Raw genomic sequence first — 13,375 nt, 5'->3', positions numbered from 1 at the left:
GGGTGCATCCGGATGTGTCCGGAGATGTCCAGCATCCCACCGGAGGGCGGCGAGCGGGAGCCGGCGCGCGTCCGCCGCCCCGCCGGGCCGCCCCGGGGCCGCGGCGGCGGTGCGCCTAGTAGGACTCCGTTAGGTCTGTCTGGATCCGCCGGTTCTGCGGTGGTCGGCGGGCAGAGGGCGGTGACAGGTGGTGCAGATGCCGGTCCAGCACCTCAGCACGTCCTGAAGGACATCGAGGATCTGGTAGAGCGTGAGGCCGGCATGGCGGCTTTTGGGACCAGACGCTGTTCGGTGAGGAAGGCATGGGCGGCCGTAACGAGGGTGACGTGGTGGTGCCAGCCGGACCAGGACCGTCCCTCGAAGTGATCCAGGCCGAGCCCGTGCTTGAGCTCGCGGTAGTCGTGTTCGATGCGCCAGCGGATCTTCGCCAGCCGCACCAGGTCCTCGACCGGGGTGTTCGGCGGCAGGTTGGACAGCCAGTAGCCGGTGGGCGCCTCGACCTCGGCGGGCCACTCGGCCAGCAGCCAGCAGTCCGGCAGCACCCCGTCCCACCAGCCCTGCTCGGCCGAGGCCCGGGACCGGATCGGCCGCTCGACGGCCTTGCCGGCCGGACGCACCCGCACTGCCGCAAACCGCGAGCGCATCCCACCGCGCGAGCCCAGGCGCCAGGTGACCTCACCGAACGCCTGTCGGCCAAGACCGGCTGCGAGATCGGCCACCGACCGGGGCGGTCGCCGGTAGCGCGGCTGCGGCCAACAGCCGACATTCCCCTTGCGGGGCGGTGTTTCGGGCACCGCCTCGAAAGGGTGAACTGCCACGTCGCTGCGGACCGCCATCACGTAGCCGATGCCGCGGGTCTCCAGCGCGGCGCGCAGGTAGGCGTTCTGGCCGTAGGCGGCGTCGGCCACCACCACCGGCGGCGCCATGCCCCATCCGGCCAGCTCGTCGAGCATGTCCAGGGCCAGCAGCCACTTCTCGCGGTGGCCGACGTCGTCGGGCACGAGCACCTTCGCTCTGCGCTCGGTATCCGAAGCCCACTCCCGTGGCAGGAACAGGCGCCAGGACACCGGACAGGAGGCGGCATCGGTAACCGCGTGCACGCTCACCGCCACCTGGCAGTTGGCCCTTTTGCCCAGCGCCCCGCAGTACTGCCGGGCCACCCCGACCGACCACCGGCCGTCCTTGGGGAAGGACACGTCGTCGATCACCCAGGCTTCCGGGCCGATGAGATCCACCATGCGTTCGGCGATCCGCCGCCGCACCGGCACCGGGTCCCAGGGCGACTGGTTCACGAACTGCTGCAGGTTCTGCTCGTTGCCGTCCGGCAGCCGCTCGGCCATCGCCTGGATCGATTTGCGCCGCCCGTCCAGCATCAGCCCGCGCAGGTAGCAGTCGCCTTTGGCCCGCTGGTCCCGTCGCGGCACCGACGCGAACACATCCGCTACAAACTGCGCTAACTCGTCCCGTAACTCCTGAACTTGGCGCATGTCCATACCGCCCACCATGCACCACACCACCGCACAGACCTAACGGAGTCCTACTAGGGGAGTGGCGGATGGCGGCGGTGCCCGCGTAGGTCGCGGTCGGTGGTGAGGGGTCTGCCGTGGCCCTGGCAGGGGGTGGGGCTGGTCGGGGGGAGGGGCGCGCTTTCGGGGTGGCTTGCTGGGCGCGGGGTTTCTTCCGCCCCGGGCCGGGGTCGCTCGGTGGCCGGTCCACAGGGTGTGGAGGGCGTCAGGCGGTGGGGGCCGTCCGGTGGAGGAAGTCGGTGAGCAGGGCGGTCACCTCGGCGGGGCGTTCCAGGCCGGGGAGGTGGCCGGCCCAGGGGAGTTCGAGGTGGCGGGCGTGGGGGAGGAGGGAGGCCAGGCGGGCGGCGATGCGGCGGAAGTCGGGCAGGTCGTGGGTGCCGGAGACGGCGAGGACGGGGCCGTGGATCGCCGCGAGGTCCAGGACCGGCTCGGGGGCTTCGGGGACGTCGCCGGCCGCGAGCTGCACCTCGAAGGCGTGCCGTTGCATCCGCCGCACCTTCGCGCGGGTCGCCTCGTCGGCCTCCGGACCGAGCCAGGTGGCCACGTTGAGTTCGACGGCTCCGGCGAGGTCGCCGGCGTCGAGCAGCGCCTCCTCGCGCTCGTCGAACGCCGCCAGTTCGGCGGAGGGCCGGTGGCCGGGCATCCCGGAGCAGAGCAGGGCCATCGCGGTCACCCGCTCCGGCCGGCGGGCGGCGGCCTCCAGGGCGACGCGTCCGCCGTAGGAGGAGGCGACCAGCGCCGCCCGCTCGATGCCGAGGGCGTCCAGCAGGGCCAGGACGTCGTCGGCGTCGCGGTGGGGGGAGGTCGCGGCGGGGGTGTCGCCGAAGCCGCGGAAGTCGCAGCGCACCACCCGGTGTCCGGCGTCGGCCAGGGGCGCCCACTGCGGGTCCCACATCCGCCGGTCGCAGACGGAGGAGTGGAGCAGCAGCAGGGCGGGGCCGTCCCCGGCCACGTCGTACGAGAGCGGCACCGGGCCGGTCACAGGGCGAACTCTTCGCCCGCGCCGTACGCCCGCACCACCGCTTCCCCGGGCGCGGTCCCCGTACGCACCAGGTGCACCCGTCCGGCGCCGGAGACCCGGGCGCTGTGCCCGTCCACGGTGAGCAGGGTGTTCTCGTCGACGGCCACGCCCTGGCGGGCCAGGCCCCGGGCGACCACCTCCACCAGCCGGGGGAGCGTCCCCCACTGCGCGGTGTGCACCTCGACGGCGCCCGGCAGGAGGCCGAGGCCGGGGCGGACGTCCAGCTCCTCCAGGTCCTCGGCGGTGTCCGGGGGACAGACGGGGACGCCGTCGGAGAGCCAGCCGCCGACCACCGCGTGCTCCGCGGCGATCGCCGCGCCCGCCGAGAAGCCCGCGTACGGCAGGCCCCGCATGACCCGCAGGGTGAGGGCGTCGAGGACGTCGGCCAGCGCGTCGTGGTAGGCGGGGGTGAGGCCGCCGCACACCAGCAGCGCGTCCGCGCCGTCCAGCGAGGCCGGGTCGAACGTCCCGCCAGGCGGCACCGGGACCGGCACCGGGACGCACGGGGCGACCGCGCGCAGGACGGCCTCGAAGCGGGCGAAGTACTCGACGCCGTCGCCCTCGTCGATCAGCAGGCAGGCGACGGTGGGGTCGGTTCCGGCCTCGGCGAGGAACGGGCCGTAGACCGCGGCGGCGGCTTCCCCGTCCCAGCCGCCGCCGATCAGGTGCGTGCTCATGGTGCTGTGTTCCTCCGGAGGTCCGCGCGGTGCGGCTCGGACGGTAACAACGCGCCGGGCGGGTGCGCGAAGGAATTACCGGGAAGCCACCCGGCCGTGCGCCCGACTCGGCCCCGTGACCTCAAGAGATGCTCAATCCGGTGGAGCGGCCGTCCCCCGGGGCGGACGACGGCGCCATGTTCGGTGGCGGAAGGAGCGAGAGGACGGTCGTCGTCCTGCGGGACTCCCGGGAGGTCCTCGCGGCCCTGGAGCGGGCGCCGGAGGCGGCCTCCGAGGAGGAGCGGCCCGGCCTGGAGAAGGCCCTGGCGGTCGCCGCCGGGGCCGCGGCGGACGACGAGGCGCGGGCGCGGGCCCGGTGGACCCGGCAGCGGCTGGCGGCGGTCGGCTTCGACGGGCCGCTGGACTCGGTCGGGGCCGTCAGGGCCCTGCGCCGGGCCGAGCCGTCCCTGAGCCTGCGGTCGGCGGTGGAACTGACCAGGGAGGCGGCGGCCGGGGCCGCCTGAGGGCCCGTGCCGCCCGGACGCGTCGGCGCGTCCGGGCGGCACGGTCGTCGGGCAGGCGGCCCGACGGGTCGTCAGACGGGGAAGCGGCGGCCGATCCAGCGCCAGGCCAGCTCCAGGACCACCGCGGAGGCGGCCGCGACGCCGACCGCCGTCCACGGCATCACCGTGCCGACCAGGCGCACGGCGAAGAAGTCCTGGAGGAACGGGGTGACCAGGACGACCACGAAGGCCCCCGCCATGGTGAGCACCAGGCCGATCCGCCACCAGGTGTAGGGGCGGGCGACGATCGCCAGGACCCAGAGCGCGACCAGGAACAGCGTCAGCGTCGCCGCACTGGTCTCGGCCGCCAGCGCCCCGGGACCGGTGTAGTGGTGACGGGCCAGCAGGTAGACGGTGAAGGTGGCCGTCGCCGCGACGACGCCGGAGGGGATCGCGTACCGCATCACGCGCCGTACGAAGTGCGGTCTGGCGCGCTCCTTGTTGGGGGCCAGGGCCAGGAAGAAGGCGGGGATGCCGATGGTCAGGCCGCCCAGCAGGGTCAGGTGGCGGGGGAGGAAGGGGTAGGGCACCTGGGAGGCGATGACCAGCAGGGCCAGCAGCACCGAGTAGACGGTCTTGGTCAGGAAGAGGTTGGCGACGCGCTCGATGTTGCCGATGACCCGCCGGCCCTCGGCGACGACCGACGGCAGGGTCGAGAAGGAGTTGTTGAGCAGCACGATCTGCGCCACCGCCTTGGTCGCCTCCGAGCCCGAGCCCATCGAGACGCCGATGTCGGCGTCCTTCAGGGCCAGGACGTCGTTGACGCCGTCGCCGGTCATGGCCACGGTGTGGCCGCGGGACTGGAGGGCGCCGACCATGTCGCGCTTCTGCTGCGGGGTGACGCGGCCGAAGACCGTGCCGTCCTCCAGGGCCGCCGCCAGCTCCTCGCGGTCGTCGGGGAGCGTACGGGCGTCCACCGTGGATTCGGCGCCCGGCAGGCCGAGCTTGGCGGCGACGGCGCCGACCGACACGGCGTTGTCGCCGGAGATGACCTTCGCCGAGACGTTCTGCTCGGCGAAGTAGCGCAGGGTGTCGGAGGCGTCGGGACGCAGCCGCTGTTCGAGGACGACCAGGGCCACGGGGACGGTGGCGGTGGGGTCCTCGGCCAGGGCGGGGTCGTCCAGGGCGCGGGAGGTGCGGGCCAGCAGCAGGACGCGCAGCCCCTCCTCGTTGAGGCGGTCGGCCTCGGCGAGGGTGCGGTCCCCGGGGGCGAGCAGGACGTCCGGGGCGCCCAGCAGCCAGGTGCTCTCCGTGCCGTCCGGCTCGGTGAAGGCCGCGCCGCTGTACTTGCGGGCGGAGGAGAACGGCAGGGTGTCGGTGCACCGCCAGCCGGCCGCGTCCTCGGCGGGGTGGGCGTCGATGATCGCCTTCAGGCTGGCGTTGGGGTGCGGGTCGCTGCCGCCGAGGGCGGCGAGGACCTGCCGTACGTGTGCCGGGTCGGCGCCGCCCAGCGGCCGTACCTCCGTCACGTCCATGCCGCCCTCGGTGAGGGTGCCGGTCTTGTCCAGGCAGACGACGTCGACGCGGGCCAGTCCCTCGATGGCGGGCAGTTCCTGCACCAGGCACTGCTTGCGGCCGAGCCGGATGACGCCGATGGCGAAGGCGATGGAGGTCAGCAGGACCAGGCCCTCGGGCACCATCGGCACGATGCCGCCGACCATGCGGCGGACCGCCTCGTCGGGGTCGTTGTCCTCCACCAGGAGCTGGCTGAGGACCAGGCCGATCGCGGCCGGGACGATCATCCAGGTGATGTACTTGAGGATCTGGCTGATGCCGCTGCGCAGTTCGGAGTGGACGAGCGTGAAGCGGGAGGCCTCCTCGGCGAGTTGGGCGGCGTACGCCTCGCGGCCGACCTTGGTGGCGGTGAAGGCGCCGCTGCCGGCGACGACGAAGCTGCCGGACATCACCGTGTCGCCGGGGTGCTTGAGCACCGGGTCGGCCTCGCCGGTGAGCAGGGACTCGTCCACCTCCAGGCCGTCGGACTCGGTGACGGTGCCGTCCACGACGACCTTGTCGCCGGGGCACAGCTCCACCAGGTCGCCGAGCACGATCTCGTTGGTGGAGACCTCCACGCCGCGGCCGTCGCGGCGGACGGTGGGCTTGGCCTCGCCGATGACGGCGAGGTTGTCCAGCGTCCGCTTGGCGCGCAGCTCCTGGACGATGCCGATGAGCGTGTTGGCGAGGATGACGAAGCCGAACAGGCCGTCCTGGATGGGGCCGACGACCAGGATGATCGCGAAGAGGACGCCGATGATGGCGTTGAAGCGGGTGAAGACGTTGGCGCGGACGATGTCGGCCGTGGAGCGGGAGGACCGCACGGGGACGTCGTTGACCTCGCCGCGGGCGACGCGTTCGGCGACCTCGGCGGCGGTGAGGCCGGGGGCCTTCGGGGCGGTGGTCGTCCCGGCGCCCCGTCCGGGGTCTCTCGCCGCGTCGAGGGTCGGCGCGGCGAGCGCCGTGCCGTCGTGCGGCTCCGCGGTGCCGCGTGTGGTCTCAGCCCGTTCCGTCATGGCCCAGACAGTACGAGGCGAACGCGCCGCGGTGCGCGTGTTCTGTGCCACACAAGGGTTTTCCCCGGGGGAAATCGGGGATGACTTCTGCTTTTTCCGGAGGCCGCCCGGGAGAGGAGCGCCCGGGGGAGGAGCGTCCGGGCCGGCGGGCGTCAGTCGGAGAGGGCGGAGCCGTCGGGACCGACCCCGGGGGTGCCGGCGGCGCCGGTCTCCCCGGAGGGCTTCCCGGAGGACTCCCCGGCCCGGCGGGCGCGCAGGGTCGCCTCGCGGCGGCGGACGTACCAGATGCCGATCAGGCCCAGGAGGCCGCCGGCCAGGCAGGTCCACAGCCACCAGGTGCGGTCGCGGTCGGCGAACCAGCCGTAGAAGGGGAGCTGGACCAGGAAGAGGACGAACCAGATGACCGTGCCGCCCACCACCGTGGCGACGACGTTGCCCTCCAGGGGCTCGGGGGCCTCACGCTCGCCGTTGGTCCACCTGCTCAAGCGCATCGTCCGGCCCCTTCGGTCTTCCCTCGCACCCCGTCGCCCGTCGTTCCACGGGGCTGCGCACCAGCGTAACGAGGGGGCGGGTGTGGGGAGGGTCACGACGGGGCCGAGGAATGTCTACGCGCGGAGATGGCCTTTCCGTTCCTAGTGCGTTCATACTGAAAACGTCCTGAACTGGCTGGTTCTGTTTGTAGGAACCTCCAAATTCGTCCCCGTACCGCTCAGTGAAGGTCGCGCATGTCCACTCCGGCCACCGCCACCCAGGCCACGCCAGAAACCCCTGACAAGGACTCCGGCACCCCGCCGCCCGGGAGCGGCCTCGACCGGTTCTTCAAGATCTCCGAGCGGGGCTCGACGGTCGGCCGCGAGCTGCGCGGCGGGCTGGCCACCTTCTTCGCGATGGCCTACATCGTCGTGCTGAACCCGATCATCCTCGGCGCGGGCCAGGACAAGTTCGGCCAGCAGCTCGACAACGCCCAGCTCGTCACCGCCACCGCGCTGATGGCCGGGCTCTCCACCCTCCTGATGGGAGTCATCGGCAACGTCCCCATCGCCCTGGCCGCCGGCCTCGGCATCAACGCCGTGGTCTCCCTCCAGCTCGCGCCCCAGATGAGCTGGCCCGACGCCATGGGCATGGTGGTCCTGGCGGGTCTGGTGCTGATGCTCCTGGTCGCCTCCGGGCTGCGGGAGCGCGTCATGGACGCCATACCCGGCGGGCTGCGGCGGGCCATCGCCATCGGCATCGGCCTGTTCATCACCCTCATCGGCCTGGTGGACTCCGGCTTCGTCACCCGCAACCCCGATGCCGCGCACACCACCGTCCCCCTCGGCCTCGGTCAGGGCGGTCAGCTCCAGGGCTGGCCGGTGCTGGTCTTCGTGCTCGGGCTCGCGCTGACCTTCGTCCTGGTCGTACGGGGGGTCAAGGGCGCGATCCTCCTCAGCATCGCCGCGATGACCGTCCTGGCCGTGGTGATCAACGCCGTCGCCGACATCCCCGACGCGGCGTGGGGCCTGGCCGTGCCCAATGTGCCCGAGAAGATCGTCAGCACCCCCGACTTCGGCCTGCTGGGCCAGGTCAGCCTCTTCGGCGGCTTCGAGGAGGTCGGCCTGCTGACCGGCTGCCTGTTCGTCTTCACCGTGCTGCTGTCCGGCTTCTTCGACGCGATGGGCACCATCATCGGCGTCGGCGAGGAGGCGCGGCTGACCGACGACAAGGGCCGGCTGCCCCGCATGGGCCGCATCCTGATGGTGGACGGCGTCGCCGTCGCGGGCGGCGGCCTCGGCTCCTGCTCGGCCAACACCTGCTTCGTGGAGTCCACCGCCGGGGTCGGCGAGGGCGCCCGCACGGGTCTGGCCAACATCATGACCGGCGCCCTGTTCCTGCTGGCCCTGGTCTTCACGCCGCTGGCCACCGTGGTGCCGTCCCACGCCGCGACCCCCGCGCTGGTCGTCGTCGGCTTCCTGATCATGGCGTCGAACGTGCGGGAGATCGACTGGAGCGACCACACCGTGGCCGTCCCGGCGTTCCTGACGCTGATCTCGATGCCGTTCACGTACAGCATCACCAACGGCATCGGCATGGGGGTGCTGTCCTACATCCTGCTGCGCACGGCCACCGGGCGCTTCCGCGAGATCCCGTGGCTGCTGAACGCCGTCGGCGCCTGCTTCCTGGTGTACTTCCTGCTCGACCCGATCGAGCAGGCGCTGGGGATCAAATGAGCCGGGCGGGCGTCCGCGCTCAGGCGGTCCCGCCCGCGTAGAAGCGCTGGGTCTCGTCCACGGACGAGGTGAAGCGCTCGTCGAAGTCGACACGGATGAGCGTCCGGACCACGTAGTCCTGGACGCTCATTCCGCGTTTGGCGGCGTGGCGGCAGAGCCGGTCGAGCAGTTCGCCGTCCAGCCGTAGGCTGAGCACTTTCGATCCCGTCGGTTCCATGGGGACACGGTCTCCGGGGGGTCGGGGGCGGCGTGTCAGCTTTCCATACGAATTCACTCATATGGGTGACGAAGGCCACCCCGGGTACACCTTCCTCGGGCTAGTCCTTAGACGAAGTAATGAGTTAGGCTAATAAACATGCCGGATCTGTCCCGGGGCGAGGACGCCGCAGCGGTGAACGCCCTCCGCTCCGCCACGATGCGCCTCGCGCGTCGCATCAAGCACCAGCGCGTCGACGAGTCGCTGAGCCCGACGGAGATGTCGGTCCTCGGCACCCTCGCCCGCTGCGGCTCGGCCACGCCGGGCGAGCTGGCGCGCAAGGAGCACGTCCAGCCGCCGTCGATGACCCGCATCGTGGCGATGCTGGAGGCGAAGGGCCTCGTCCGGCTGGAGCCGCATCCGGGCGACCGCCGCCAGAAGGTGGTGACCCAGACGGAGCTGGCCGAGGAGGTGCTCGCCGCGAGCCGCCGCAAGCGGAACGCGTGGCTGGCGGAACTCGCCGGTCAGCTCGACGAGGACGAGTGGGCGCTGCTGCGCGCCGCCGCCCCCGTCCTGGAGAAGCTCGCGCAACTGTAGGAGGAGTCGCACCCACGAGGAGGCGAAAAGGTCTTGAGTTCGGGACCCGGAGCACACTCCGCACCCGCACCTGACGAGAACACCAACCACACCACCACCACTCAGGCCGACGACCCCCGGCCCTCGACGTTCAGCTCGCTGCGCATCCGCAACTACCGGCTGTTCGCGACGGGCCAGCTCGTCTCCAACACCGGCACCTGGATGCAGCGCATCGCCCAGGACTGGCTGGTGCTCAGCCTCACCGGATCGGCGACGGCCGTCGGCATCACCACCGCGCTGCAGTTCCTCCCCATGCTGCTCTTCGGGCTGTACGGCGGCGTCATCGCCGACCGCTACCCCAAGCGCAAGATCCTGCTGTTCACCCAGTCGGCGATGGGCCTCACCGGCCTCGCGCTCGCCGCGCTGACCCTCACCGGCCACGTCCGGATCTGGCACGTCTACGCGCTCGCCTTCGTCCTGGGACTGGCGACCGTCGTGGACAACCCCGCCCGGCAGACCTTCGTCTCCGAGATGGTCGGCCCCCGGCAGCTCCCCAACGCGGTCTCCCTCAGCAGCGCCAACTTCCAGTCCGCCCGCCTGATCGGCCCGGCCGTCGCCGGCGTGCTCATCACGGCCGTGGGCAGCGGCTGGGCGTTCCTGCTCAACGGCCTGTCCTTCGTCGCGCCGATCACCAGCCTGCTGCTGATGCGCCCCGACGAACTGCACCGCGTCGAGACCGCCCCGCGCGCCAAGGGGCAGCTCCGGGAGGGCCTGCGCTACGTACGGAGCAGGCCGGACCTGATCTGGCCGATCACCCTGGTCGGGTTCGTCGGCACCTTCGCCTACAACTTCCCGATCTGGCTCTCCGCCTTCACCGACAAGGTCTTCGACGAGGGCGCGGGCACCTACGGCCTGCTCAACTCCCTGATGGCGGCCGGCTCGGTGACCGGTGCGCTGCTCGCGGCCCGGCGCGGCACGAGCCGGATGCGGGTCATGGTCGGCGCCGCGCTGGCCTTCGGCCTGCTGGAGCTGGTGGCGGCCGTCGCCCCGGCGTTCTGGCTGTTCGCCGCCCTGATGGTGCCCATCGGCGCGGTGGGCCTGACCTTCAACGTGACCGCCAACTCCACCGTCCAGCTCGCCTCCGACCCGGCGATGCGCGGCCGTGTGATGAGCCTGTACATGATGGTGTTCATGGGCGGCACCCCGCTCGGCGGACCGCTCATGGGCTGGATCACCGACGCCTACGGCGCCCGCATCGGCTTCCTGTCGGGCGGCCTGATCTCCGCCGTGGCCGCCGTCGCGACCGGCCTGGTGCTGGCCCGGATCAGCGGACTGCGGCTGCGGGTGGACCTCCGGCGCGGCCGGCGCGGCGTGGCGTTCGTGCCGGTGACGCGCGGGGAGGGGCAGGAGAGCATAGCGGGCGCCGGGAAGACCCCGGCCCGCGCCACCGCCACCGCCCCGCCCACCGCTCCGGCCGCCGCCGCGGCCGCGGCTCCGCCCGCCTCCCCGTCCGCCGCCCCGGGCGACGACAGGGAGCACCGCAGGAAAGTACTCGCATGAGACTCTTCACGGCCGTCCTGCCGCCCCCCGGCGCCCTGACCGAACTGGCGGGGGCGGTGGAGCGGCTGAAGGGCCTGCCCGACGCGGACCGGTTGCGCTGGGCCAGGCCCGAGGGCTGGCACTTCACCCTCGCCTTCCTGGGCGAGGTGGACGAGGCCCTCCTGCCCGGGCTGCGCGAACGCCTGGCGCGCGCCGCCCACCGCCACCCCGCCTTCGGCCTCCGGCTGGCCGGGGGCGGGCGCTTCGGCGACCGGGTCCTGTGGGTCGGGGTCGAGGGCGACCGCACGGCCCTGCGCCGGCTGGCGGACTCCGTCACGGCGCAGGTCCGCCGCGCCGGGGTGCCGACCGAGGACCGCCCCTACAAGCCGCACCTGACCGTCGCCCGCGCCGGCCGTACGGCCCGCCGCGTGGACCTGCGCCCGTACGCGGCGGCCCTGGGCGGCTTCTCGGGCAGCGACTGGCGGGCGGAGGAGTTCGCCCTCGTCCGCAGCCACCTGCCCTCCTCCGGGGTGCCCGGCGAGCACCCCCGGTACGAGACGCTGGAGGCCTGGCCGCTGGGCCGCTGAGCGGGCGGGCTACCGTGGGGGGCGTGGATCCGAAGACCCGTAACCGCATCGTGAGCGGCGCGCTCGTGCTGATGCTCGCCGTGGTGGTCCTGGCGGCCGTGCTCGGCTGACGGGCCGCCGGGCCCGGCACCGGCGGACGGCGGGGGCGCCCGTCACCGGGCGCCCTCCACCCGTCCGCGCCGTTCGCGGACCCGACGGCTCACCGATTCACCGGCTCACCGGCTCACCAGGCGAACGCCTCCGGGGACGGACCCGGGCCGGGGAAGATCTCCTCCAGCGACGCCAGCAGCTCCTCGCCCAGCTCCAGCTCCACCGCGCGCAGCGCGGAGCCGAGCTGCTCCAGCGTGCGCGGTCCGGTGATCGGACCCGTCACGCCCGGCCGGGTGAGCAGCCAGGCCAGGGCCACCTCGCCGGGCTCCAGACCGTGCTTGTCGAGCAGGTCCTCGTACGCCTGGATCCGCGCGCGGAGCGCGGGGTCCGCCAGCGCCTCGGCCGAGCGCCCCGAGGTGGTGCGCGCGCCGCCGCCCTCGCGCTCCTTGCGGATCGCGCCGCCCAGCAGGCCGCCGTGCAGCGGCGACCACGGGATGACCCCCAGGCCGTAGCCCTGCGCGGCCGGGACGACCTCCATCTCGGCGCGGCGCTCGACCAGGTTGTACAGGCACTGCTCGCTGACCAGCCCGAGGCTGCCGCGGCGGGCGGCGGCCTCGTTGGCCTGGGCGATGTGCCAGCCCGCGAAGTTGGACGACCCCGCGTAGAGCACCTTGCCCTGCTGGACCAGGACGTCGATGGCCTGCCAGATCTCCTCCCACGGGGTGTTCCGGTCCACGTGGTGGAACTGGTAGAGGTCGATGTGGTCCGTCCGGAGCCGCTTGAGGCTGGCGTCCACGGCCCGGCGGATGTTCACCGCCGACAGCTTGTCGTGGTTGGGCCAGGCCTCGCCGTCGGGGCCCATGTTCGCGTAGACCTTGGTGGCCAGCACCACCTTGTCCCGGCGGCCCCCGCCCTTCGCGAACCAGGTGCCGATGATCTCCTCGGTGCGGCCCTTGTTCTCGCCCCAGCCGTAGACGTTGGCGGTGTCGAAGAAGTTGACGCCCGCGTCGAGGGCGGCGTCCATGATGGCGTGGCTGTCGGCCTCGTCGGTCTGCGGACCGAAGTTCATCGTGCCGAGGACCAGGCGGCTGACCTTGAGACCGGTGCGTCCGAGTTGCGTGTACTCCATGGTCACCAGCCAACGCGTTGGAGCGGGCTCAAGGCAAGGGCGGACCGTGCGGCGCGTCGTACGGGCCGCCGATCCCCCACCCCTGGTGCAGCGCCTCGGCGAAGGCGGCGGCGATGCGGTGCTCGCCGGAGGCGGTCGGATGGGTGCCGTCGTAGGTGTCGCGGTCCAGGTCCCAGCCGCGCGGCGGCGAGGCGAGCAGCAGCGGCGAGAGGGGGGTGGACAGCTCGGCCACGGCCTTGGCCAGCAGCTCGTTGAAGCGCTCGCACTCGGCGGCGAAGAAGGCGTCGTGCCGGGCCCGGACGTTGGGGATCACCGGCAGCACCACCGCCCGCACCCGCGGCTCGGCGGACCGGGCCCCGGCGAGGAAGCGGTGGACGTTCTCGGCGGTGCGGCCGGAGTCGGTGTAGAAGCCCAGGTCTATCAGACCGAGGGAGATCAGCAGGGTGTCGGCGCGGTGCTCCCGCACCACGTCGGCCACCAGGGGCGCCATGTGCAGCCAGCCCTCGCCCCAGCCCGCCAGGTGGCGGCGGGCGGGCGCGGGGAAGTCCGGATCGGCGTAGGCGTGGGAGACGGGGGCGTCGGCCGCCTTGTCGTACAGCGCGTCGCGCGGGCCGGTGATCTCGTACGCCTCGCCCAGGGGCCCGCACGTCCGCTCCAGGTGCCGCCACATGCGGTGGCGCCAGGTGTGCTCACCGGCGCTGCCGATGGTCATGGAGTCGCCGACGAAGAGGAAACGCATCCGCTCATCCTCCCGGACGGCCTCCCCGGCCTGCGA

13 protein-coding genes are annotated in these 13,375 nt (G+C 72.9%); 5 read left to right on the top strand and 8 right to left on the bottom strand.

Annotated features, from left to right (window positions below; all coding sequences use genetic code 11):
• Window positions 1–212: 212 nt before the first annotated feature.
• From VE546_RS26270 to VE546_RS26260, 3 genes are all read right to left on the bottom strand, one after another.
• Window positions 213–1,493 carry an IS701 family transposase gene (locus tag VE546_RS26270; RefSeq protein ID WP_324926575.1) on the bottom strand — a complete coding sequence of 427 codons (1,281 nt, stop codon included), beginning with the start codon at window positions 1,491–1,493 and terminating at the stop codon, window positions 213–215.
• A gap of 238 nt (window positions 1,494–1,731) precedes the next feature.
• Window positions 1,732–2,496 carry an alpha/beta hydrolase gene (locus VE546_RS26265; protein WP_324926592.1) on the bottom strand — a complete coding sequence of 255 codons (765 nt, stop codon included), beginning with the start codon at window positions 2,494–2,496 and terminating at the stop codon, window positions 1,732–1,734.
• Between the two features lie 8 nt (window positions 2,497–2,504).
• The gene (locus VE546_RS26260; protein ID WP_324926573.1) at window positions 2,505–3,224 is read right to left on the bottom strand and encodes a Type 1 glutamine amidotransferase-like domain-containing protein; all 720 of its coding nucleotides are present in this window, start codon (window positions 3,222–3,224) and stop codon (window positions 2,505–2,507) included.
• Window positions 3,225–3,352: 128 nt separating this feature from the next.
• On the opposite strand from VE546_RS26260, the gene VE546_RS26255 reads away from it, so the two are divergent.
• Complete coding sequence (locus tag VE546_RS26255) at window positions 3,353–3,727, top strand: hypothetical protein (RefSeq protein WP_324926571.1); 375 nt, start codon at window positions 3,353–3,355, stop codon at window positions 3,725–3,727.
• A 71-nt stretch (window positions 3,728–3,798) separates the two neighbouring features.
• Here the strand turns inward: VE546_RS26255 and VE546_RS26250 are convergent, their stop codons facing one another.
• Both VE546_RS26250 and VE546_RS26245 read right to left on the bottom strand, forming a co-directional pair.
• Window positions 3,799–6,276 carry a cation-translocating P-type ATPase gene (locus VE546_RS26250; protein ID WP_324926570.1) on the bottom strand — a complete coding sequence of 826 codons (2,478 nt, stop codon included), beginning with the start codon at window positions 6,274–6,276 and terminating at the stop codon, window positions 3,799–3,801.
• 152 nt (window positions 6,277–6,428) lie between these two features.
• Complete coding sequence (locus VE546_RS26245; RefSeq protein WP_324926568.1) at window positions 6,429–6,767, bottom strand: DUF2530 domain-containing protein; 339 nt, start codon at window positions 6,765–6,767, stop codon at window positions 6,429–6,431.
• 234 nt (window positions 6,768–7,001) lie between these two features.
• Between VE546_RS26245 and VE546_RS26240 the strand changes: the two genes are divergently transcribed.
• Window positions 7,002–8,483, top strand: coding sequence for an NCS2 family permease (locus VE546_RS26240; protein ID WP_324926566.1), 1,482 nt, complete (start codon window positions 7,002–7,004; stop codon window positions 8,481–8,483).
• A gap of 19 nt (window positions 8,484–8,502) precedes the next feature.
• On the opposite strand, the gene VE546_RS26235 is transcribed toward VE546_RS26240, so the two are convergent.
• Window positions 8,503–8,700 (bottom strand): ribbon-helix-helix protein, CopG family, encoded by a 198-nt coding sequence (locus VE546_RS26235; protein ID WP_324926564.1) that lies wholly within the window; start codon window positions 8,698–8,700, stop codon window positions 8,503–8,505.
• Between the two features lie 138 nt (window positions 8,701–8,838).
• On the opposite strand from VE546_RS26235, the gene VE546_RS26230 reads away from it, so the two are divergent.
• Genes VE546_RS26230 through thpR form a run of 3 tightly spaced genes read left to right on the top strand, consistent with a single transcriptional unit; the run spans window position 8,839 to window position 11,381 of the window.
• Window positions 8,839–9,276, top strand: coding sequence for a MarR family transcriptional regulator (locus VE546_RS26230; protein WP_324926563.1), 438 nt, complete (start codon window positions 8,839–8,841; stop codon window positions 9,274–9,276).
• 33 nt (window positions 9,277–9,309) lie between these two features.
• On the top strand, window positions 9,310–10,815 hold the full coding sequence (locus tag VE546_RS26225; RefSeq protein ID WP_324926561.1) for an MFS transporter: 1,506 nt from the start codon (window positions 9,310–9,312) through the stop codon (window positions 10,813–10,815).
• The gene (gene thpR / locus VE546_RS26220; protein WP_324926560.1) at window positions 10,812–11,381 is read left to right on the top strand and encodes an RNA 2',3'-cyclic phosphodiesterase; all 570 of its coding nucleotides are present in this window, start codon (window positions 10,812–10,814) and stop codon (window positions 11,379–11,381) included. The genes VE546_RS26225 and thpR overlap by 4 nt, the downstream gene beginning before the upstream one ends.
• Window positions 11,382–11,604: 223 nt before the next feature.
• Here the strand turns inward: thpR and VE546_RS26215 are convergent, their stop codons facing one another.
• Both VE546_RS26215 and VE546_RS26210 read right to left on the bottom strand, forming a co-directional pair.
• Window positions 11,605–12,600 carry an aldo/keto reductase gene (locus VE546_RS26215; RefSeq protein WP_324926559.1) on the bottom strand — a complete coding sequence of 332 codons (996 nt, stop codon included), beginning with the start codon at window positions 12,598–12,600 and terminating at the stop codon, window positions 11,605–11,607.
• Between the two features lie 28 nt (window positions 12,601–12,628).
• Window positions 12,629–13,339: a GDSL-type esterase/lipase family protein gene (locus tag VE546_RS26210; protein ID WP_324926557.1), complete on the bottom strand. Its 711-nt coding sequence runs from the start codon at window positions 13,337–13,339 to the stop codon at window positions 12,629–12,631.
• Window positions 13,340–13,375 lie beyond the last annotated feature (36 nt).

This window comes from Streptomyces sp., assembly GCF_035644915.1.
Classification (GTDB): Bacteria; Actinomycetota; Actinomycetes; order Streptomycetales; family Streptomycetaceae; genus Streptomyces.
Note: the sequence above shows the minus strand (reverse complement) of the source record. Positions and strands in the feature narration are given on the sequence as shown.